The organism is Pseudoalteromonas sp. (assembly GCF_018402495.1).
Classification (GTDB): domain Bacteria; phylum Pseudomonadota; class Gammaproteobacteria; order Enterobacterales; family Alteromonadaceae; genus Pseudoalteromonas.
This window is the reverse complement of sequence record NZ_JAGYIU010000002.1, coordinates 379,585-397,742: the sequence shown is the minus strand read 5'-3', so window position 1 is coordinate 397,742 and position 18,158 is coordinate 379,585. Positions and strand designations below refer to the sequence as shown.

Genomic DNA, 18,158 nt, shown 5'->3' with positions numbered 1-18,158 from the left:
CTAAGAGTTTTTTAATTATGAATAATACGGTCTCACTTGCTCATTCTGCCCAGTGTTTAAAAAAAGCTATTCCGCTAATGGTTAAATACAAAATGCCTGTAACGCCAATCAACTATGCTATTTGGTACTGTTACGTGCAGGGTGATAACCCTAAACTTAATAAAGAGCTAGATAAGGTAATAGGTCAGTACAACACGTGCTCAGTTGAGACTGCACAGGAAATTTTTGATAAGTATGTTAACGAAGAAGAGCTAGCATTTTTCCAACAAATGTCTGAAAGGTTTCATGGCACCGTAGAGCAAATGCAGTTTGATCTTAGTGACTCCATTCAATATTCGAAAAGCTTTACTACCTCGTTAGTTGATTCACAAAATGAATTAAAAACGCTCTCTAGTATTAACTCATTTAATGAGATTTTGTCTTGCGTTGAGCGCCTAACTGACGAATCAATTGCGATGCAAGATTACGCCCGTGGATTCCAAACCAAATTAGCGCAAGCGTACAACGAAATTAAAGATTTAAAAGAAGCGCTCAGCGTGACCCAAGAAGCGGTTGATAAAGATTCCTTAACCGGATTATTTAATCGCGGTAAGTTTGATACAGACATTGTTGAGTTTTGTTTGCACGCCTCTTCACAAAATGAACACGGTAAATTAGCGGTGTTGATTATGTTCGATATTGATCATTTTAAACGTTTTAATGACGACTTTGGCCATCAAAAAGGCGATGAGGTACTCAAGCTAGTAGCTCAAAAAGTGCAAAATAGTGTACAAGAGCAATACAGAGCTTATCGTTTTGGTGGTGAAGAATTTTGTATTACGGGTTACTTTGAAAGCATTAATGATGCGATGGCATTTTGTAATCAGCTTCGTTTGAGCATTGCCAAATTGACGATTCGTAAAAAAGAAGACAGTAATAATAAACGTAATATTTCAGCCAGTTTCGGCATTGCTTTAATGGAACCTTTTAGTAAAAGCTGTTTATTAGTTGAAAAGGCAGATAGAGCACTTTATTTAGCTAAAACCCATGGTCGTAATCGGGTCGAAATAGCGGCCGATATGTAAACGTGTTCTGTTTGTATCAAATTTGTTAATGATTGTAACCCTCTAGAGCTTGTGTTCATACTACTTGCTACTATAGGGTCAAAGCCATTTTATAAACTAGCGATTAACTTCATGCGGTTCCATCTAAGAATAAACATATGCCTGTTATTAGTGCTATTAAGCACTAATGCGATTGCTCAGAAGCAGCAATATATATCCACCGATGATTTTAACCTTAGTGTGAGTGTTGGTGCTGGGGTGATCACAAACCCTTTATATGGTGCAGATAACATCCCATTAGTTGTTATTCCGCAAGTGGCTTATTATGGTCAAAATTGGTTTTTTGATAATGGCCGCCTTGGTTATTCTTTTTTACAAAGTAAACAGCATAACGTTAGTTTTGTGTCAGAAATTAACCCTGAGTCACGTTTTTTTATTGATTGGCATCCACAAAATATTTTCCCCTTTAAAGCAACCGCTGAGAACGAGATATTAGAATCGCTGCACACTGACTCACCTCGTCAAGTAAGTATAAATAATATACAAAAAAGACGAGTCGCACTTGATGTCGGTATCAGCTATTTTTTTGTAAAGCAGCAGCAGGTATTTTCTGCGCAATTGTTGCATGATGTAAACAGCGTTTATAATGGCTACAGAGGATCGTTGCAATGGCAATATCATCATGAGTTTAAGCAATTAACGTTAAAGTCGACGTTAGGCGTTAATTACAAATCAGCCCAACTAAATAACTACTTTTATGGTTTAAATAGCGCTGAATCTATTTATGGTGAAATAGAAGTTGGTAGTAGTTGGCAACCTTATGCTAAAATCGATGCCCGTTGGCCTGTAGATGAAGTCAACGCGCTTCGTTTTCATTTAGCCTATTATGACTATTCAGCAATGGATAGCAGCCCGCTTTTTGAACATGACTATTCAATGACCGCCTTTATAGGATTCGAACATACATTTTAATATGAAGTGTTTTATGTTGGTTGTGCTTGCAGCTTCATTTTTTAGCAACGCTTGCGTTGCAAAAGCCTCTTCACTTAACGTATCACCCAAAGTCTGTGTGGTTTCCGAACAACAAGAATTTTGTGATCTTGAGTTAAAATTTAAGTGGCAACTGTCAGCGGCTAGCGATGTGTGTTTATACCAACAAGATACACAATTACAATGCTGGCAAGGTGCAAAAAAAGGCCAACTTAGTTATAAAGCGCGTGTTCAGGTGGAGACCATATACTCCCTGATTAATCCCCATACAGGTGTATCGTTAGCGAGTGTGCAAATAGAAGTGCAAACCGCATACGCTAAGAAAAAACATCGGCTACGCTCACCTTGGAGCTTTTTTTAATTTAGGAGCAGTAAATGCCAAAGATATTACTTGTTGAAGATGATTTAGGGTTGCAACAATTAACCAAAGACTATCTTGAGCATAATGGCTTAGAAGTTGACGTTTTAGAACGCGGTGACGAAGTGTTCCCTTATCTTAGTGACAATCACGTCGACTTGATCATTTTAGATGTAATGTTACCTGGAAAAGACGGCTTTAGTGTTTGTCGACAAGTCCGTGATAAATACACCCTCCCTATTTTAATGCTAACAGCAAAGGGCGAAGACTTTGATCAAGTGATAGGTCTAGAATTAGGGGCTGACGACTACGTTATTAAACCTGCAGAGCCGCGCGTGCTACTTGCTCGAATTAATGCATTGCTTCGTCGTGGACAGCCAAGCGCTAAAGCAATTGAAGAACTTCAATTTGGTGACTTATCAATAGATAAAACCAGCCGCATTGTAAAGCTAAGCGGTGTTGAAATTGTCCTGACTTCTCATGAATTTGAATTGCTGTGGTTATTGGCTTCAAATGCTGGTGACGTTCTCAGTCGAGAGCATGTCCATCAACATATGATAGGGCGTGAGTACGACGGGTTAGACCGCACGGTGGATGTTCGTGTATCACGTATTCGTAAAAAGCTCGGTGATAACAGTGATAAGCCCTACCGTATTAAAACGGTGTGGGGGCAAGGCTATTTATTTGTATCAGATGCGTGGGATATGTAATAAATGCAAGGTATTAGGCTAGGTTAATGGGAAAGCTATTTATAAGCCTTTACGTGTATATTATTGCCTCGTTGTTTATTGTTAGTGGCGTTATAGAGCAGTTTTGGCCCTATGATGAATCTCAGCAAAGTGTATTGTTAGATGACGAATTTGGGCAGTCTTTATGGCTGCTTTCACAAACCCCAGGTGGGCTTGAGCAGCTTAAACATAATTTTGATAGCCAAGTCATTGCCCAGCAAGATCTGGTGCTCCCACCAGAGCAGCAAGCACAACTATTTCAAAACCATTACCTTTATTTATATGATAAACAGCAGCGTATCGTTTGGTATGTAACGCTAAATAATTCACAATTGCTACAAGTAGGCCCTGTGGGTGTTAAACACAGTAGCTCAGGGACTGTGTTACCGTATTTACTGGTGTTGTTTATTATAAGTTTACCAATAGGTTTGTGGAGCTTTTTGTTGTGGCGAGACTTTGCAAAGCTGAGTCATGCATGCGAGGCAGTGGGTGGCTCGCAAGATTTTCAATTAAGCGATGGCTCAAAGTCATTCTTCTTACCCATCACCGATACATTGCAAGTAATGCAGCAACGTATTGAGTTTTTACTGAGTGCTCAGCAAGAGCTCACCTCTTCTGTATCTCATGAATTTAGAACGCCATTAGCGCGGTTGAAGTTTGCTATTGCAATACTCGAGGATAAAACCCACGATACCAAAGCACAGCAATATTTATCTGACATGCAAATGGATATTCATGAACTGGAGTCTTTGGTATCTGAAATGTTGGAATACGCCCGTTTAGACACACAGCAACCTAGTTTACAATTAGCGCCTTGTGATATCGTTGCATTAATTAAAACTAATATTGAAAAAGTAAACTTTGATACCCGTATTAAACTAACAACAACGCTCCCCACTCAATTTATTTACTCATGCGATAGTCATTTTATGTCGCGGGTGCTGCAAAACGTAATTAGTAATGCACTTAAACATGCCTCGAAAAGTGTACATATTAGTTTAAGTACTGCCGATGAAAAGTTACTGCTAGTGGTTGAAGATGATGGCCCTGGTATTGCCTTCTCTGAGCGCGAAAAAGTATTTAAGCCGTTTACGCGCTTAGATAAAAGTCGTGATAAAAAAACCGGTGGGTTTGGGTTAGGGTTGGCGATAGTGAGTAAAATTGTGTCATGGCATAAAGGGCAGTGCACAATTGAAGACTCAACACTGGGTGGGGTTAAGTTTATTATTAGCTTAGACTAGGGTCTTATATGGACTCCCCGAAAATGTCAAAAAGAAAAAGTTAAAATAAATTTAGATGCTAGCTTATATACGGGCTCAAATTGAGGAGCTACCTCTGGCCTCTTATGTATTCGCACCTTCATGACTTTTCTGTTGAGCAGTTTATGAAACTTCAGACCCTAACAGTCTATTGAAGGTTGGTCTTACCTATTTTAAGCGCTCTTTTTTGACAAATTTTAAGCCGCAAGTAATTTCGGCTGATATTCTTTATTATGCTTTTGCATTGCAAAAGCCGTTCTTATCGTTTTATTCGCTAAAGCAATTGCTGCTACTTTTTTTCCTCGACGTTCGGTTAATGCTTTTAACCATACATCTTTTTTGCTGCGACTTTCTCTTTTTTCTAGTTGGGAAACAACAGCTAATGCACCTTTAAACAAAGCACTTCGCAGCTTCTTATTTCCTATCACTTTAGATATCGAGCCTATTTTTTCTTTACCACCACTGCTATGTTGTACAGGTGTCAGACCAAAGCAAGCGGCGGCTTCTCGACCACTTTTGAAATGTGTCGCATCACCTAGTGCTATTTTTATCAAGACTGCACAGACTGGACCGACTCCCTCTAAGGCTTGTAAGCGATTACAGGTTTTATCTTCTTTAACTATTTCATGCAGTTGTTTTTCAATCTGCTTTGCTTCTTCAATTGTCTCCTTAAAGCGTTGAAAAAGGAGGTCAATTGAAAAGCGAAATGAGGATGTTAAACTATTTTCTGCGTCTTCTAGTATCTCTGGTATAGCGCGAATTAATGGGGTATCACCTTGAGCTATTGGGTACCCTAACTCCAAAAGCAAACCTCTGAGTTGATTACTTAAACTTACTTTTTGTTTGACCAATAAATCACGCATACATTCAATGCCTTGCAGGCATTGCTCCTGCACTGAAAGTAATCGGCTTTCTTTAATATGAGGCTGGCGAGCGGTAACAGAAATAGCCAGCGCATCATTAGCATCTGTTTTTTGTCCTTGACGAAACGCTTTTACTTGTCGTGCATTAACTGCTTTTACTTGATGACCAGCTTGTTTAGCAAAGCGTGCCCAATAATGTGTTCCGCCACACGACTCCATAGCAACTAAAGATTGCTTCTCTTTAATTAATAATTCTTTAAGTTTAGCTCTTGTGATTGCTTTGTTATAAATAACGTTTCCATTTTTATCTGTTTTACAAACCTGGAATAATTTTTTTGCTAAATCAATTGCGATTACATTACAATCAAACATGTATGGGCTCCTTGGTAAAAGTTTAGTTGCTTATTACGTTACTCCTGAGGGAAGTGGGAGTCCATACATCTGTTGTTCTTTCAAGGTTAAATTTGCAGCAGTCTGTTTGGTATTTAGGCAAGGCAGAGCCTATGTGGTGTGGTTATTCCCCATAAATAGGCGATAACGCAGCATCAATGTCAAACAGGCGCTGCCCGAAGGGTTCTGCCTAGGGGCAATTAACTCTTTATTGCTCGGTTTTGACTTAGCCCACTAGGTTACAAATCTCGCGCCGCGATTAAATTGCCCCTAGTTTGAACAAATTTTAATCCGCAAAGGTCAACAGACCCTAGTAAATTCCACACAATAAAAAAGCGCCTTAAAGGCGCTTTTTTGCGGTTTAAAACCAAAAAATCAACAAGTAGCAAATAGATAGACAGGCCACTTATAGAAAAGTTCTATTTTATTTACTCTTTTGTTCTAGTAATGGCATCAACATTTGCTCTAAACCATTAAGCTTCACTTCGTACATCATGGCCAGTTGAGAGCCAAGCTTACTATTAGGAAAGCCTTGTTGTTTAAACCATACTAAATAAGGCTCAGGCAGCAAAAGCAAAGGGCGGCCTGCATGTTTACCAAACGGCATAATAGTGTTAACAGCGATTTTGAGTTGTTGAGGATCCATTCTTGGCATCTTTTATAAATACAGAGAGTTAATTATAAGGGATAATAAAAAATAAAGTAGGCTGCACGGGCAAGTAACAGCCTATTGGTAGAGGGAGTAGGCCCTCTAATTGGGGATTTCATTGACTATTAAAGCAAAGCTTCTATCTGTATATATTTTTATTAGTTACACACTTAGGTGCTAACTTTATTAGATCAACGTAAATATTTTACCTTATTTTTAGTCCAATAAAATGCTCAGATGTAAAGGATTGTAAATACAACCTATTTGCATCTAATTTTTATTAAGGAAATAAGGTTTGCTTTACATGCTCCGCAAAACCACTACCTGCTTCTAAGTAAAAGTTATAAGTAGAGTCTATTCCCATATCCTCTAATTCTTTTTGTTGATCGGGGTAGTTAGCAATAGCAGTTACTTGCCCTTTGTAACCGGATGCTTGCAATTGTTCCAAGGCAAAAATATTTTGCATATGCTTTGGCATAGCGAGCATTACCATTTCAACTTTAGAGTGGTTAACACGTTGCCAAAAGTCTGGATCGGTTGCATCGGCTATCAGCACACGCCGACCTCGTTTTACATGTTTTTCAACCACCTCAGGCTTAATATCAATACCTGCAACAACATCAGGGTGAGTTACGTTTATTGTTTCATAGGCACCTGTACCAATACGACCCATTCCAAAGATAACTATTTTTGTGTCATTTAAGTTTACCGGAAGTTCTTCAGCTAAGCGGGTTTTGCTTTCAAACTTTAATAAAAATCGCTCTACTTTAACGTACAGTTCGTTAGAGCGTTTGTTTAAAGGAGAGGCAATCACAAAGGTGATCGACACTGCAATCGCGATAACCGCAAGCCATTCAGAAGTGACCATACCAGTGGATGCGGCAACAGCGCATACAATTAAACCAAATTCACTAAAGTTAGCTAAGCTAAATGCGGTTAGCAGCGAAGTGCGTGCACGAAGCTTAAACAGGTTAGTCAGAACGTAATAAAGTAGCGTTTTAATAGGAATAACTAATACTAGCACTAACGCGGCAATAAATGAGTGGGCTGTGAGATCTGCACTTAAGCCAATACTTAAGAAAAAGCCAACCAGTAATATATCTTTTAAACTAAGTAATGATTTAGACAGTTCACCTGCTTTTTTGTGTGGGGCGAACATCATACCAACAATCAAAGCCCCTAAATCACCTTTTAGTCCTGCAAATTCAAAGGCGTTATAACCTACCACTAAAGCAAAGAAAAAACCAAACAGTGGCAGTAATTCACCATGTTTAGAGCGGTTTAACATCCAGAACATAGCAGGGCGAAATACAGGCAGAGCAAGCAATAATCCTAAAGCCCAAATATTCGGCATTTTACCAGTACTTACCGCTAAAAATATAACAGCAAAAACATCCTGCATAACTAAAATACCAATGGCTATTTTACCGTGCAGGCTTGCCATTTCACCGCGCTCTTCAAGTACTTTTACTGCAAATACGGTGCTTGAAAAGCTCAAAGCAAAACCAACTAACAGCGCACTTTGCCAGCTCAAATCAACAAATAAAGGCAGTGCAAAAATACCCAGAAGTAACATAAAGCCACTAAATAAAGCGCTACTTAAGATAATATGTAACGTAGCCGGAGCCCATACTTGCGGCTTTATTAAATTTGAAACTTTAAGTTTGAGACCAATACTAAAAAGTAGCAGGGTAACCCCTAAAGATGCTATTGTTTCAAGTAGTTCTGTACTTTTGTAACCCGCTAAATTAAGGATAAAACCAGCCATTAAAAAGCCGATGAGTGGTGGCAATTTTAACTGGTAAATACCAAAACCGCAGACGAAGGCGGTTGCAAAATAAATTAGTTCCATAGTTATTTGTATCACTTTTCTAGGCATTGTAGTGTAGCGAAAAATAATGCTTATTGACAATTAATCTACTTATTTAACGCAGTTAGTTACGTGATAGTGAGTATTTATCAAATGATTGCTACTGTCAGTTTATGCAGAGGTAAAGTAGCCTCAATGTATAAAAAACACACATATATGGCTAGTTTTATGGTAAACAGCATGTAAATAGCAGTTTTTCGCTGACAAGTGCTTTTAAATGTGGTTAAGATGCTATAACGAAGGAGTTTAAGTGTAAGCAAGCATCAGTGCTGCTTAGCTTAAGGGGAAAATATGTTTAAAAAGATTTTAGCATCAGTAGGTATTGGTGCCGCCAAGGTGGACACTATTTTAGAAACAGAGCACCTTCAACCGGGGCAATTATTTAATGCGCAAATTGTCATTACCGCAGGTGATGTCAGCCAAGAAATTACCGGGTTAGACTTAATGTTAGTTACCCGGGTAAAAGTGGCGAGTGAAGACGATGATTATTTCACTAATCATGTTATTGACCAGTGGCGTATTACTGATATTGGTATCATTGAACCTGGAGAGGTGAAAACCATTGCGTTTGAAGCCCGTCTACACTCAGAAACACCAATTACCGAAATTAATGCAGGTTACAACCAATCTTATGTATGGTTAGAAACTGGCCTTGATATCGACCTTGCACTTGACCCAGCAGACAAAGACCATTTACACATTTATCCTAATGAAGCAGTTAAAACCTGCATGCAAGCAATGGAAAAGCTTGGCTTTAGTTTGGTTAAAGCCGATGTAGAGCAAGGGCACTTGCGTGCTCCTACTTTTCAATCTGTGTCTGGGTGTTATCAAGAACTTGAATATCAGCCAAATAGTCGCAGTTTATTTGGTATAAAAGAAATCGAACTGTCGTTTATTCCTGAAGCACATAAAACACATGTATTGATTGAATTAGACAGAGCGCTTAGAAGTGACGGCTACGTTGACTTAACCATAGAACATGACCACGTTAACTTATCTCAGTTATGCGATCAGTTAGAGCGGTTATTTGCTTAGTATACAGGAGCTTTTAGTGAATTCCTGTAATAAAAAAGGGGTTAAAATGGCGTTTAAATGTGAGCCATTCTCTGCGCTCGACTCCCAAACCCTATTTTCAATCATGCGTGAACGTGTCGATGTATTCGTTGTAGAACAAGCATGTCCTTACCCTGAACTTGATGATCACGATATCGCAGACACTACACGTCATGTCTATTTACTTGATGGGCTATCGGTGCATGCCTATGCCCGTTGTTATGAAAAAGATGCTCAGTACAGTGCGATAGGGCGTGTATTGGTTGCTCAATCACAGCGAAGTTCTGGATTAGGCAAACAGTTAGTCAATGAAGCAATAGCATGCTGTAAGGCGCAATGGCCGACTCGCGATATTTATATTGGCGCACAAACCTACCTACTGAATTTTTATCGCTCATTCGGTTTTGAATGTGTTGGTGATGAATATATAGAAGATGGCATACCCCATCAGGATATGATTTTAAAGCAGTAGTATTGCTCCACTAAAAAGGCCCACTGATGTGGGCCTTTTTTATGCATCTTTTAACTAGCTTAGTAGGGAATGTAAAAATACTAAGCTAATGGCAATAGGGCATACAAACTTAGTATACCAAGGCCATATCTTCCAAAATAACGTATTATGCACCTCAGGGTTACCTTGTTGAATCGCTTTAAGTAGTGACGATCTGTACCAGATCCAACCTACAAATATACAGCACATAAGCCCTAATAAAGGTTGTGCAACTTTGGTTGTTAGCGTGATCACTAAGCCAAATAAAGTGCCTAGGTTACACACTATGGTAATGCTCACTATGGCAATTAAAGCGCCTATTAACCACGTTGCTTGAACACGTTTCATCGCAAAGCGCTCTACCGTGTACGACACTGGCGCTTCTAACATGGAAATAGATGAAGTTAGTGCGGCAATACTCATCAATGCAAAAAAAGCAAAACCAACAAATAAACCAACACCACCCATGCCATCAAATAAGGCAGGCAATACCTGAAATACGAGAGTATCTTCAGAGAGAAGTTTACCTGTAGTTGAAGAGAATATTTCAACACCTTGCGCTTGTGCCACGTACATAGCAGGGATGATCAATAAACCCGCTACAAACGCTATAAACACATCAATTAAGGTTACATACGCGCCAAGGGACACAAGGTTTTCTTTTTTACTGATATATGAGCCATATATAATCATCACACTGGTGCCCAGTGACAATGAAAAGAAAGCTTGGCCTAAGGCACTCACTAACAATGTAGGGTCAAAAATAGAAGAAAAGTCAGGGACTAAGTAAGCTTTTAAACCCTCAACAGCGCCTTCTTGAGTCATCACGTAGGCAATTAGGGCAAACAAAATACCGAGCAGAGCGGGCATTAAGCGTTTAGACCATTTTTCGATGCCGTTTTCTACACCACGGCTGATAATAGCAACAGTTAAAATAATAAATAAAACAGTGAAAAGAATATTACGAGTAAGCGATTGCTCACTTAACCATAAAGAGGCGGCATCAGCGCCGACCAATGTGGTTAACGGTTCTAAAGTGGCACTTAACATCCAACCGGCAACAATGGCATAAAAACTTAAAATAAATCCAGCACATAAAATACCACCAAAGCCGACAGCAAAGGCAAACTGCTTTTGCCATGGTCGCGTGGTTAATTTAGTTAATGAAGAAACCGCATTAGCTTGCCCATGGCGACCTATCATCAGTTCTGCCATTAAAGCGGGGTAGGCTAAAAAGAAAGCCAGTACTAAGTACGCGACTAAAAATGCAGCGCCCCCATTACTTGCTGTTTGGGTCGGAAAACCCCAAATATTACCCAAGCCAACAGCTGACCCTGCCGCGGCCATTATAAAACCAAAGCGGGAGCTAAACTCACCTCTTACTGCACTCATATTATTCTGCTTCTCTATTTTTTCGACGCCGTGACAATCTACTGGAATTGTAATTAAATAAAAAGTGCTTATTTGTCTCAGTTGCACAATTATTGCGTTTTATTCGGCTGTATAAATAACACGTGCGTATTTTGATTATAAATAGCACAATTTTTTAATTATATTTCGTTAATCAGTTGTATTAAGCGTCATTGCATTGTTGATTAATGTTCAAACTGAGCGATGGTTAATGTGAAACAGGCGCCTGAGAGCCGTTCACTTTTACTCACTTTTACGGTGCCATGATGCCAATCTGCAACTTTGGCGACGATTGCTAGCCCCAAGCCATAACTATTATCACTGCGATTACGGTGGCTGCGTTCACGAAAAAATGGGCTAAATACTTTATGGTTATTTTCTTGGGCTATGCCTGGTCCGTCGTCGGCGATGTTCAGCACCAGAAAACGTTCTTGTACTGAGGCGGTTACTTGAATGCTGTGATTTGCAAAGTCGCAGGCATTATTAATTAAGTTGGTGATTGCTCTTGCCAGCCAATGTAAGTCAGCATAAACGGTATGATCATCACATTCTAAAGAAATATTAAGCGAGCGAGAGGTTATTCTAGGCTCAAGTTGCAATACAATATCACTTAAGTATTGTTTAAGGTTTACTGATGAATAAGTAAGCTTATTCGCATTTTGCTCTAAAGTAGCAAACGTTAGATAGCTTTTTAGCATTGACTCCATATGGTCTAAGTCGGTTTCCATACGGGTTAAATAATGCTTTATTTTACTCTCATCATGAGTATCAAGGGCGGCGTCGACACCAAAGCGTAAGCAAGCAATTGGGGTTCTAATATCATGCGATAAGCTGGAGGCCATTAGCTTGTTTTCAGCAACTAGCTTTTCAATTTGACTCGCCATACGGTTAAAGGTCAGTTCCACATCTTTTATATAGGTAAATCGAGAGGGGGTAATACGCGCTTTAACATTACCAGATGCAAACTGCTTTGCTGCTTCGTTTAACACCGTAAGGCGCTTTGCTAAAGGGGTAATAATAAAACCCATAAAAACACATAAGCCAGTGTAAAATAATAGCGTTAAAATAATATCGTTTCGTTGTGTGGCCTCATAGGGTTTATCTAAACGCATGGTTAAATGATAAGGACTTAACTCATCATTAGTGTAGAGCATATAAAAGCCTTGCTCGTCTTCGAGGATTAACCCGCCTTGGGTTTGCATTTTATCTAATAGCGCTAAAGGCAGTGCCAGCGACTGATTTAATTTGTAGTTAAGTATAAGGTTAAAGTCAGCGGCGAGCTTTGTTACTTGTTGTGGGCGAGCATCGGTTTTTAGCGCAGCGAGCTGTTTACTTAACCCGACAATAATCTGGCTTTGTACGCTAAACTCATCCAAAGGCGCATGTGCTTGTTGGCTAAATGCATCAATAAGCCAGCCTAAAACAATAATTGAAAGCAGCGCACTGCCTAGTAGTGAAATATAAAACTTTTTCATTGATGCTATTCCGTATTAATAGCGCAGGCTTTTGACATTAAAGTAACCTTTAATATGGCAGGGAAGGTTATTTGTACAAATCAAATGTTATCAGTTACCACGCTGTAGTCACCAATAAATAACCCCGACCCCAAATGGTTTTAATTTTTTCAGGTTTTTGTGGGTCATCATTAAACTTTTTACGCAAAGCAGAAATAAGCACATCAACGCTTCTGTCTAGGCCATCATATTCTCTGCCTTTCGTAGCTTTAAACACTGCATCGCGTGATACAACTTCTCCTGCATTACTGGCTAAGTAATGCAGTAATAAATATTCAGCACTTGAAATGTTCACATCCTGTTGGTTGAGGGTAACGTTGCGTGACTCGGTATTAATACTTAACTCGCCAATATTAATCATATTTGCTTGGTCATCGGTTTTAGGCGTGTCGCTACTGTAGCGCAAGGCCGATTTAATGCGTGCAAGTAATGCGCGAGGACGAACAGGTTTTATTATGTAATCGGTAGCACCGACTTCCAGCCCAATCACTTCATCCATTTCTTCATCGCGGGCAGTAAGCATTATAATTGGGGCATGATAAAAACTACGTAGCTCACGACATATACTAATACCATCAAGCCCTGGCAGCATAATGTCGAGTAAAATAAGTTGTGGTTTTAAACGTTTTACTTGGCTTATAACCTCATCACCCCGATGACATACATGCACAACATAGCCTTGCTCTGTTAAATACTCAGTGACCCACTGTGCAAGAGAGATATCATCTTCAACCAGTAAAATAGTACCGTAATTATCCATAAGCTTTCTTTGTATACCTAATTGATAGTTAAGCTATTAAAATGTTTATATTTAAAATAAACGCCAACGTCGCTTTTTTTGCCTATTTTGATACACCCACTGTAGCTTTACTTCTGTAACAGCAATGACTTGCGATGTATTACTATTAAACAGTTCAAACGAAATACTTTGCGTTGAGTCAAAAGCATAATTAAACGAACCTTGTCGCTGTTTAAGCCAGCACTGCATAATGTACTTTGAGGTGGCATCGCGTAGACAATAATTTCCCACTTCTACTTGCTGCCATGACAAAACAACATCGGCGTAACAGTTGCGCCCTTCACGTAAAGCCACGCAGGTGTCAGGTACTGCACTCAATTGAGCGGATATTTGCACTGGGGCCGCCAGCAAAGAGCCTGAATAACTAAACAATAAACAGTAAAAAAATCTAAAGTACATAGCGCACGCCTACCTTGGCTTTATGTTGATATCCTTGGGAAATAATGGGGCTGTTATCAATTTCTTTTGAAAACCATGTGCTTAACCAGCCAGCTAAAAAGACCCAATCTTGATTAATGGGGTATTCAGCATGAAATTCAAAGATAATACTGGTACTGGCGTCGGTATTATAAATAGGGCGAGTTGCGTTAGCTTCATCACTATCAATACCAAAGTAATAGTTTGTAAAATCAGCTGAATAGGCACTTAGGCCAATCCCAGAGCGAAACTCCCAATTGCGCCAAGGCTGAATGTGACTAAAAAATACGTTCGCCACCCAGCTATTATGAGTCCCTGAGATATCATGTAAGTATTCAAGAGAAATTTGCGAACTGTCGAATCGACGTGTAAGTCGAAGGCCAGCATTGAAGTCATAGTTACGCTTTTTTATACCGCGAAGTGAATCAATAATGCCATCGTTATAAAAACCTAGGCCTTGTTCATCAAACCCAGCTTGCGCATTAGTGCCTAATAAATCAAGTTCCCAATCATATTTATTAATTAAGCTGTAGCCTAAAACAAGCCCGCCGCTAAGTTGATTGTGATCAAAATCAAGGTAAAAATTATCGAAAGAAATCGCAAGGCTCAAATCCAACTCTGCGCCAACATCATAGGATTTCATGCCGACCAAATAAGAATCTTCTACGTAATAACTTGCCCCAGCACTCCAATCCCATGCAAAACCTGAAGTGGGTTCTAATGTGTTATCGGCATAGTAACGATTACTTGCTGTACTGTGAGCGCTAAAAATAAGCGAAAAAAATAAGGCTACACAAGACAGAAATGGTGTTTTTGGGGAGTGCTTCATCCTTGGAACCTAATTAGAGTTTGCTAAAAAGAGTAGTATATTGTCATACTCGTGGCTAAATCTGTAAAAAAATGTAGTGGTTGTCCATCTAACACCAGCTCGTTCAATCAAGTGAGCTATTTTGAAAGGAAAATCGTATCGATAGTAAGGCTAAGTGTCGTTGGTTAGTGATTCTCTGCAATGGTTCCTGCATCCATGCAGTGTACATACTAACATCAACTTTGTCCCTTAAAATGATTACTCATGATCACTGAACTTTAATTTTATCAACGAGCACACTGCTTAAGTAAAATTGCATCATGGGAGTTAGCGCGCTTATTTCAGTTCGCGTACAAGGCCCCTGTAGTTTAGTTAAGCTACTAAGTTTAGTTATGGTTTTATATTCCGGAGGTGTTACTTCATTTTTAAGTTCAGCACGCTTAAGGCGAGCTTGCTCAGTGTTGTGTTTATGAATAAACGCAACAACCTCTAACTCGTTAGTGATCTTCTTTTCTTCATTAAAGCTATAAATTAAAGGCTCGCGATGAAAGCTAGCACTATTTATTGATGATTTAGCAAACCACACCACGTCACCTGATGCTTTGTGCGTAAGGCGCATACTAACTTGTGCCAGTATATTTGCACATTGCTGAGAAGGAAATTGCTGCGCTACGCTTGAAAACAGTGAATTAGGTTCATCTGGTCGTGCTAGGGTGTACTTAGCATCATCTATAAACTCAAGGTCAACTTGGTGAATTGTTAACGTGTAATCGCTGTTATCGGTTGTTGTAACCTTTAACTGTTTGTCGTTTAATGCTTGGCTAATTTGAGAGGCGAGCGTGTCAGTGACACTTGCACGGTCAACAACGACTTTGACGGTTTGATTTCTTTTTATGGTATGTGCAGGTAACTGCACTGATTTTACTTTTGGTGAAGCATGATCAGTTTCATATTTTAGCTGGTAAGTTTGACTTTTAAGGACAGGCTTTACAGGCATTGCTAAAGGCTCTGCGGGTTGTTTAACAACGGCACAACCAGATACGAATACAAAAAAAAATGATACAACTAAAAAACGCATAAATATTTTACATCCACTTAAAAACCATTTATCAGACGCATTGTACGTTAGTCTGAGCAAAAGTTCATGGTATTATAAAAGCTGATTATGACTAAAAAAGAAAAATTAGCCAAGCATGAAGTATTTTAACACCTTACCCTTTTACGCTTTTGTTGTATGCCTTATCGGAGGACATTTTGAGGCAAGCGCAAATACAGATCCTAACTGGGAAGCTTTCGTTAAAAATTATGGACGTTACGTAGAGCAAAAACTAAAAATAAAAAAGATTCCCGGAGGGGCACTTTCCATAGTCAATACACACGCGAGTGACTATATTCATGCAATGGGGCAAACTAAAATGGGGGGCGGTAAAAGAATTGATCCGCATACCCGGTTTCGTTTGGCATCAGTGTCTAAAACATTTGCAGGGTCGTTAGCGGCTAAACTTGCAAATGAACAACAGCTTAATTTGTATTTGCCTGTTAGCCATTATATCCCTGAATTTAAACAAACCGGCTACAAAGATGAGTTAAAAGTTTTTCATATTTTAAGTCACTCTAGCGGGCTGGTACCAAATGCATACGATAATTTAATCGAATCGCGAATGGGATACACCGATATTGTTGAAAAGCTATTAACGGTCAAGCCTATTTGTGCCCCCGGTGATTGTTACGGCTATCAAAATGTCATGTTTAGCTTAATTGACGATGTTATTTTTAAAAGCACCAACAAAACTTATGCCCAGTGGCTTAACGACGCATTTTTCACCCCTTTAAAAATGCGCGATGCTAGTTTAGGCTACGATGCGATGGTACAAGACAGTAACTACGCACATCCTCATGTTCGTGGAAAAAAGCGTTGGTACAGTGCCCGTTTAAAAAAGAATTATTATAAAGTTGCTCCTGCAGCAGGTGTTAACGCGAGTGCTTCTGACATGGCTATTTGGTTAAATGCACAGCTAGGGCAATATCCATCAGTATTATCATTAGAGGCTCTGGCCATGCAAACGCGCCCTTATACACATACTAAAAAAGAACGTTACAGGCGGGTATGGCGAGAGCATATGAATGAGGCCTACTATGGGCTAGGTTGGCGTGTGTATGATTATGATGATGAAACACTTTATTATCATAGTGGTTGGGTGCAAGGATATCGTAGCGATCTAGTTGTTTTTCCGCACTTAAATGTTGGTTTTAGTTTAATCTTAAATGCAGAAACAGGGCTTATAAATGAACTTACTACTGAGTTTATAGACCGCCTGCTAGTATATAAGCGCAGGAAAAATAGTTAATAAATTTTATTAACAATACAAACAAATTGATTTAGTTAATGCAGCTATAAAATGTATCCACATAGTAAAGATTGTTTTTAAACACTTATAAAAAAACCAGCAATTGCTGGTTTTTTTGTTTTACGTTTGAGTGAATCAATTAGCCACGAGGTAATTGAATTTTTTTCTCAGGGCTTTGACGATAAAGCACAATAGTATGCCCAATTGTTTGAAGTTTAGTAGCCCCTGTTTCGCGAACAATGGCATCAAAAATAAGCTTTTTTGTTTCACGGTCGTCTGTTGGCACTTTCACTTTAATTAATTCGTGAATTTCAAGTGCGCTTTGGATTTCAACGACTACGCCTTCGGTTAAACCGTTAGAACCTAGTAAAACTACAGGCTTAAGGCTATGCGCCTGACCCTTTAAAAACTGCTTTTGTTTGTTTGATAATGTCATGATATTACAAATTTTGCTGAATATGGCTTGAATTAAGGGTATTCTAACGCCATCTAGAGAATATTACTAATTAGTTGCGTGTTAATTTATGACAAATAAAAAACAGTCAGCCAGTTCACAACGTTGGCTTAAAGAACATTTTGATGATAAATATGTTCAGCAAGCACAAAAAAAAGGCTGGCGCTCTCGAGCTGTTTTCAAATTAGACGAAATACAAAACAGAGATAAGTTATTGCGCCCAGCAATGACGGTGGTTGATTTAGGCGCGGCTCCAGGAAGTTGGTCACAATACTTAGCTGAGAAAGTAGGTGATAAGGGCCAAGTAGTTGCGTGTGATATTTTACCTATGGACTCATTAGCGGGTGTTGACTTTTTACAAGGTGACTTTCGTGAAGAAGCAGTGCTCAATGCGTTGTTAAAACGTATTGATGGTAAAAATGTAGATGTGGTATTGTCTGATATGGCACCTAACATGAGTGGTAATAACTCGGTTGATCAGGCAGGTAGCATGTATTTGGTTGAGCTTGCGCTTGATATGTGCCATCAAGTTTTAAAGAAAAATGGCGCGTTTATTGTTAAAGTATTCCAAGGCGAAGGCTTTGATCAATATTTGCAAGATGTTCGTAATAGTTTTAAGACAGTGAAGATACGTAAACCGGATGCCTCGCGTCCCCGTTCTCGGGAAGTATATATAGTAGCGACTGGATACAAACTGTAGTACAGTTGCAAGGCG

General features: G+C 39.2%; 19 protein-coding genes. 9 read left to right on the top strand and 10 right to left on the bottom strand.

The annotated features are described in order from the left end of the window. Nucleotides 1-17: 17 nt before the first annotated feature. The 5 genes from KG708_RS07315 to KG708_RS07295 all read left to right on the top strand — a co-directional run bounded on the left by KG708_RS07315 (nucleotide 18) and on the right by KG708_RS07295 (nucleotide 4,360). Entirely contained in the window at nucleotides 18-1,064 is a 1,047-nt protein-coding gene (locus tag KG708_RS07315; RefSeq protein WP_213608768.1) for a GGDEF domain-containing protein, read from the top strand. 111 nt (nucleotides 1,065-1,175) lie between these two features. Then, nucleotides 1,176-2,015, top strand: coding sequence for a MipA/OmpV family protein (locus KG708_RS07310; RefSeq protein WP_213608767.1), 840 nt, complete (start codon nucleotides 1,176-1,178; stop codon nucleotides 2,013-2,015). A 13-nt stretch (nucleotides 2,016-2,028) separates the two neighbouring features. Then, nucleotides 2,029-2,394 (top strand): DUF3019 domain-containing protein, encoded by a 366-nt coding sequence (locus tag KG708_RS07305; RefSeq protein WP_213608766.1) that lies wholly within the window; start codon nucleotides 2,029-2,031, stop codon nucleotides 2,392-2,394. Nucleotides 2,395-2,408: 14 nt separating this feature from the next. Next, nucleotides 2,409-3,101 carry a response regulator transcription factor gene (locus tag KG708_RS07300; protein WP_213608765.1) on the top strand — a complete coding sequence of 231 codons (693 nt, stop codon included), beginning with the start codon at nucleotides 2,409-2,411 and terminating at the stop codon, nucleotides 3,099-3,101. A 26-nt stretch (nucleotides 3,102-3,127) separates the two neighbouring features. After that, nucleotides 3,128-4,360 carry an ATP-binding protein gene (locus tag KG708_RS07295; protein ID WP_213608764.1) on the top strand — a complete coding sequence of 411 codons (1,233 nt, stop codon included), beginning with the start codon at nucleotides 3,128-3,130 and terminating at the stop codon, nucleotides 4,358-4,360. 215 nt (nucleotides 4,361-4,575) lie between these two features. Here KG708_RS07295 and KG708_RS07290 read toward each other — a convergent pair whose 3' ends face one another. From KG708_RS07290 to KG708_RS07280, 3 genes are all read right to left on the bottom strand, one after another. Next, entirely contained in the window at nucleotides 4,576-5,613 is a 1,038-nt protein-coding gene (locus tag KG708_RS07290) for an IS110 family transposase (RefSeq protein WP_213608763.1), read from the bottom strand. Between the two features lie 442 nt (nucleotides 5,614-6,055). Continuing rightward, nucleotides 6,056-6,277 carry a DUF3820 family protein gene (locus KG708_RS07285; protein WP_213608762.1) on the bottom strand — a complete coding sequence of 74 codons (222 nt, stop codon included), beginning with the start codon at nucleotides 6,275-6,277 and terminating at the stop codon, nucleotides 6,056-6,058. Between the two features lie 283 nt (nucleotides 6,278-6,560). Further along, nucleotides 6,561-8,132, bottom strand: a complete 1,572-nt coding sequence (locus KG708_RS07280; protein ID WP_213608761.1) for a cation:proton antiporter family protein — start codon at nucleotides 8,130-8,132, stop codon at nucleotides 6,561-6,563. A gap of 309 nt (nucleotides 8,133-8,441) precedes the next feature. Here KG708_RS07280 and KG708_RS07275 point away from each other — a divergent pair, with 309 nt between their 5' ends. Continuing rightward, nucleotides 8,442-9,185: a sporulation protein gene (locus KG708_RS07275; protein WP_213608760.1), complete on the top strand. Its 744-nt coding sequence runs from the start codon at nucleotides 8,442-8,444 to the stop codon at nucleotides 9,183-9,185. 46 nt (nucleotides 9,186-9,231) lie between these two features. Then, entirely contained in the window at nucleotides 9,232-9,675 is a 444-nt protein-coding gene (locus KG708_RS07270) for a GNAT family N-acetyltransferase (protein WP_213608759.1), read from the top strand. Nucleotides 9,676-9,729: 54 nt separating this feature from the next. Here the strand turns inward: KG708_RS07270 and KG708_RS07265 are convergent, their stop codons facing one another. The 6 genes from KG708_RS07265 to KG708_RS07240 all read right to left on the bottom strand — a co-directional run bounded on the left by KG708_RS07265 (nucleotide 9,730) and on the right by KG708_RS07240 (nucleotide 15,719). After that, nucleotides 9,730-11,085: a sodium-dependent transporter gene (locus tag KG708_RS07265; RefSeq protein WP_213608758.1), complete on the bottom strand. Its 1,356-nt coding sequence runs from the start codon at nucleotides 11,083-11,085 to the stop codon at nucleotides 9,730-9,732. Between the two features lie 203 nt (nucleotides 11,086-11,288). Then, a complete protein-coding gene (locus KG708_RS07260; protein ID WP_213608757.1) occupies nucleotides 11,289-12,578 on the bottom strand; it encodes an ATP-binding protein in 1,290 nt (429 codons plus the stop codon). Nucleotides 12,579-12,672: 94 nt separating this feature from the next. Next, nucleotides 12,673-13,377 carry a response regulator transcription factor gene (locus KG708_RS07255; protein WP_213608756.1) on the bottom strand — a complete coding sequence of 235 codons (705 nt, stop codon included), beginning with the start codon at nucleotides 13,375-13,377 and terminating at the stop codon, nucleotides 12,673-12,675. Nucleotides 13,378-13,428: 51 nt separating this feature from the next. Continuing rightward, entirely contained in the window at nucleotides 13,429-13,815 is a 387-nt protein-coding gene (locus KG708_RS07250; RefSeq protein WP_213608755.1) for a DUF3019 domain-containing protein, read from the bottom strand. Further along, complete coding sequence (locus KG708_RS07245) at nucleotides 13,805-14,662, bottom strand: MipA/OmpV family protein (RefSeq protein WP_213608754.1); 858 nt, start codon at nucleotides 14,660-14,662, stop codon at nucleotides 13,805-13,807. Before KG708_RS07245 ends, KG708_RS07250 begins: the two co-directional genes overlap by 11 nt. Before the next feature lie 247 nt (nucleotides 14,663-14,909). Then, nucleotides 14,910-15,719, bottom strand: coding sequence for a hypothetical protein (locus tag KG708_RS07240; protein ID WP_213608753.1), 810 nt, complete (start codon nucleotides 15,717-15,719; stop codon nucleotides 14,910-14,912). 115 nt (nucleotides 15,720-15,834) lie between these two features. On the opposite strand from KG708_RS07240, the gene KG708_RS07235 reads away from it, so the two are divergent. Next, complete coding sequence (locus KG708_RS07235; protein ID WP_213608752.1) at nucleotides 15,835-16,989, top strand: serine hydrolase domain-containing protein; 1,155 nt, start codon at nucleotides 15,835-15,837, stop codon at nucleotides 16,987-16,989. A gap of 139 nt (nucleotides 16,990-17,128) precedes the next feature. Here the strand turns inward: KG708_RS07235 and yhbY are convergent, their stop codons facing one another. Next, the gene (yhbY, locus tag KG708_RS07230) at nucleotides 17,129-17,425 is read right to left on the bottom strand and encodes a ribosome assembly RNA-binding protein YhbY (RefSeq protein WP_008112687.1); all 297 of its coding nucleotides are present in this window, start codon (nucleotides 17,423-17,425) and stop codon (nucleotides 17,129-17,131) included. A gap of 88 nt (nucleotides 17,426-17,513) precedes the next feature. Between yhbY and rlmE the strand changes: the two genes are divergently transcribed. Next, nucleotides 17,514-18,143 carry a 23S rRNA (uridine(2552)-2'-O)-methyltransferase RlmE gene (gene rlmE, locus KG708_RS07225; RefSeq protein WP_213608751.1) on the top strand — a complete coding sequence of 210 codons (630 nt, stop codon included), beginning with the start codon at nucleotides 17,514-17,516 and terminating at the stop codon, nucleotides 18,141-18,143. The last annotated feature ends 15 nt before the right edge of the window (nucleotides 18,144-18,158 follow it).

Coding starts and splice junctions, on each gene's coding strand:
- KG708_RS07315 (WP_213608768.1), top strand. CDS start 18: ATGAATAATACGGTCTCACTTGCTCATTCTGCCCAGTGTTTAAAAAAA.
- KG708_RS07310 (WP_213608767.1), top strand. CDS start 1,176: ATGCGGTTCCATCTAAGAATAAACATATGCCTGTTATTAGTGCTATTA.
- KG708_RS07305 (WP_213608766.1), top strand. CDS start 2,029: ATGTTGGTTGTGCTTGCAGCTTCATTTTTTAGCAACGCTTGCGTTGCA.
- KG708_RS07300 (WP_213608765.1), top strand. CDS start 2,409: ATGCCAAAGATATTACTTGTTGAAGATGATTTAGGGTTGCAACAATTA.
- KG708_RS07295 (WP_213608764.1), top strand. CDS start 3,128: ATGGGAAAGCTATTTATAAGCCTTTACGTGTATATTATTGCCTCGTTG.
- KG708_RS07290 (WP_213608763.1), bottom strand. CDS start 5,613: ATGTTTGATTGTAATGTAATCGCAATTGATTTAGCAAAAAAATTATTC.
- KG708_RS07285 (WP_213608762.1), bottom strand. CDS start 6,277: ATGGATCCTCAACAACTCAAAATCGCTGTTAACACTATTATGCCGTTT.
- KG708_RS07280 (WP_213608761.1), bottom strand. CDS start 8,132: ATGGAACTAATTTATTTTGCAACCGCCTTCGTCTGCGGTTTTGGTATT.
- KG708_RS07275 (WP_213608760.1), top strand. CDS start 8,442: ATGTTTAAAAAGATTTTAGCATCAGTAGGTATTGGTGCCGCCAAGGTG.
- KG708_RS07270 (WP_213608759.1), top strand. CDS start 9,232: ATGGCGTTTAAATGTGAGCCATTCTCTGCGCTCGACTCCCAAACCCTA.
- KG708_RS07265 (WP_213608758.1), bottom strand. CDS start 11,085: ATGAGTGCAGTAAGAGGTGAGTTTAGCTCCCGCTTTGGTTTTATAATG.
- KG708_RS07260 (WP_213608757.1), bottom strand. CDS start 12,578: ATGAAAAAGTTTTATATTTCACTACTAGGCAGTGCGCTGCTTTCAATT.
- KG708_RS07255 (WP_213608756.1), bottom strand. CDS start 13,377: ATGGATAATTACGGTACTATTTTACTGGTTGAAGATGATATCTCTCTT.
- KG708_RS07250 (WP_213608755.1), bottom strand. CDS start 13,815: ATGTACTTTAGATTTTTTTACTGTTTATTGTTTAGTTATTCAGGCTCT.
- KG708_RS07245 (WP_213608754.1), bottom strand. CDS start 14,662: ATGAAGCACTCCCCAAAAACACCATTTCTGTCTTGTGTAGCCTTATTT.
- KG708_RS07240 (WP_213608753.1), bottom strand. CDS start 15,719: ATGCGTTTTTTAGTTGTATCATTTTTTTTTGTATTCGTATCTGGTTGT.
- KG708_RS07235 (WP_213608752.1), top strand. CDS start 15,835: ATGAAGTATTTTAACACCTTACCCTTTTACGCTTTTGTTGTATGCCTT.
- yhbY (WP_008112687.1), bottom strand. CDS start 17,425: ATGACATTATCAAACAAACAAAAGCAGTTTTTAAAGGGTCAGGCGCAT.
- rlmE (WP_213608751.1), top strand. CDS start 17,514: ATGACAAATAAAAAACAGTCAGCCAGTTCACAACGTTGGCTTAAAGAA.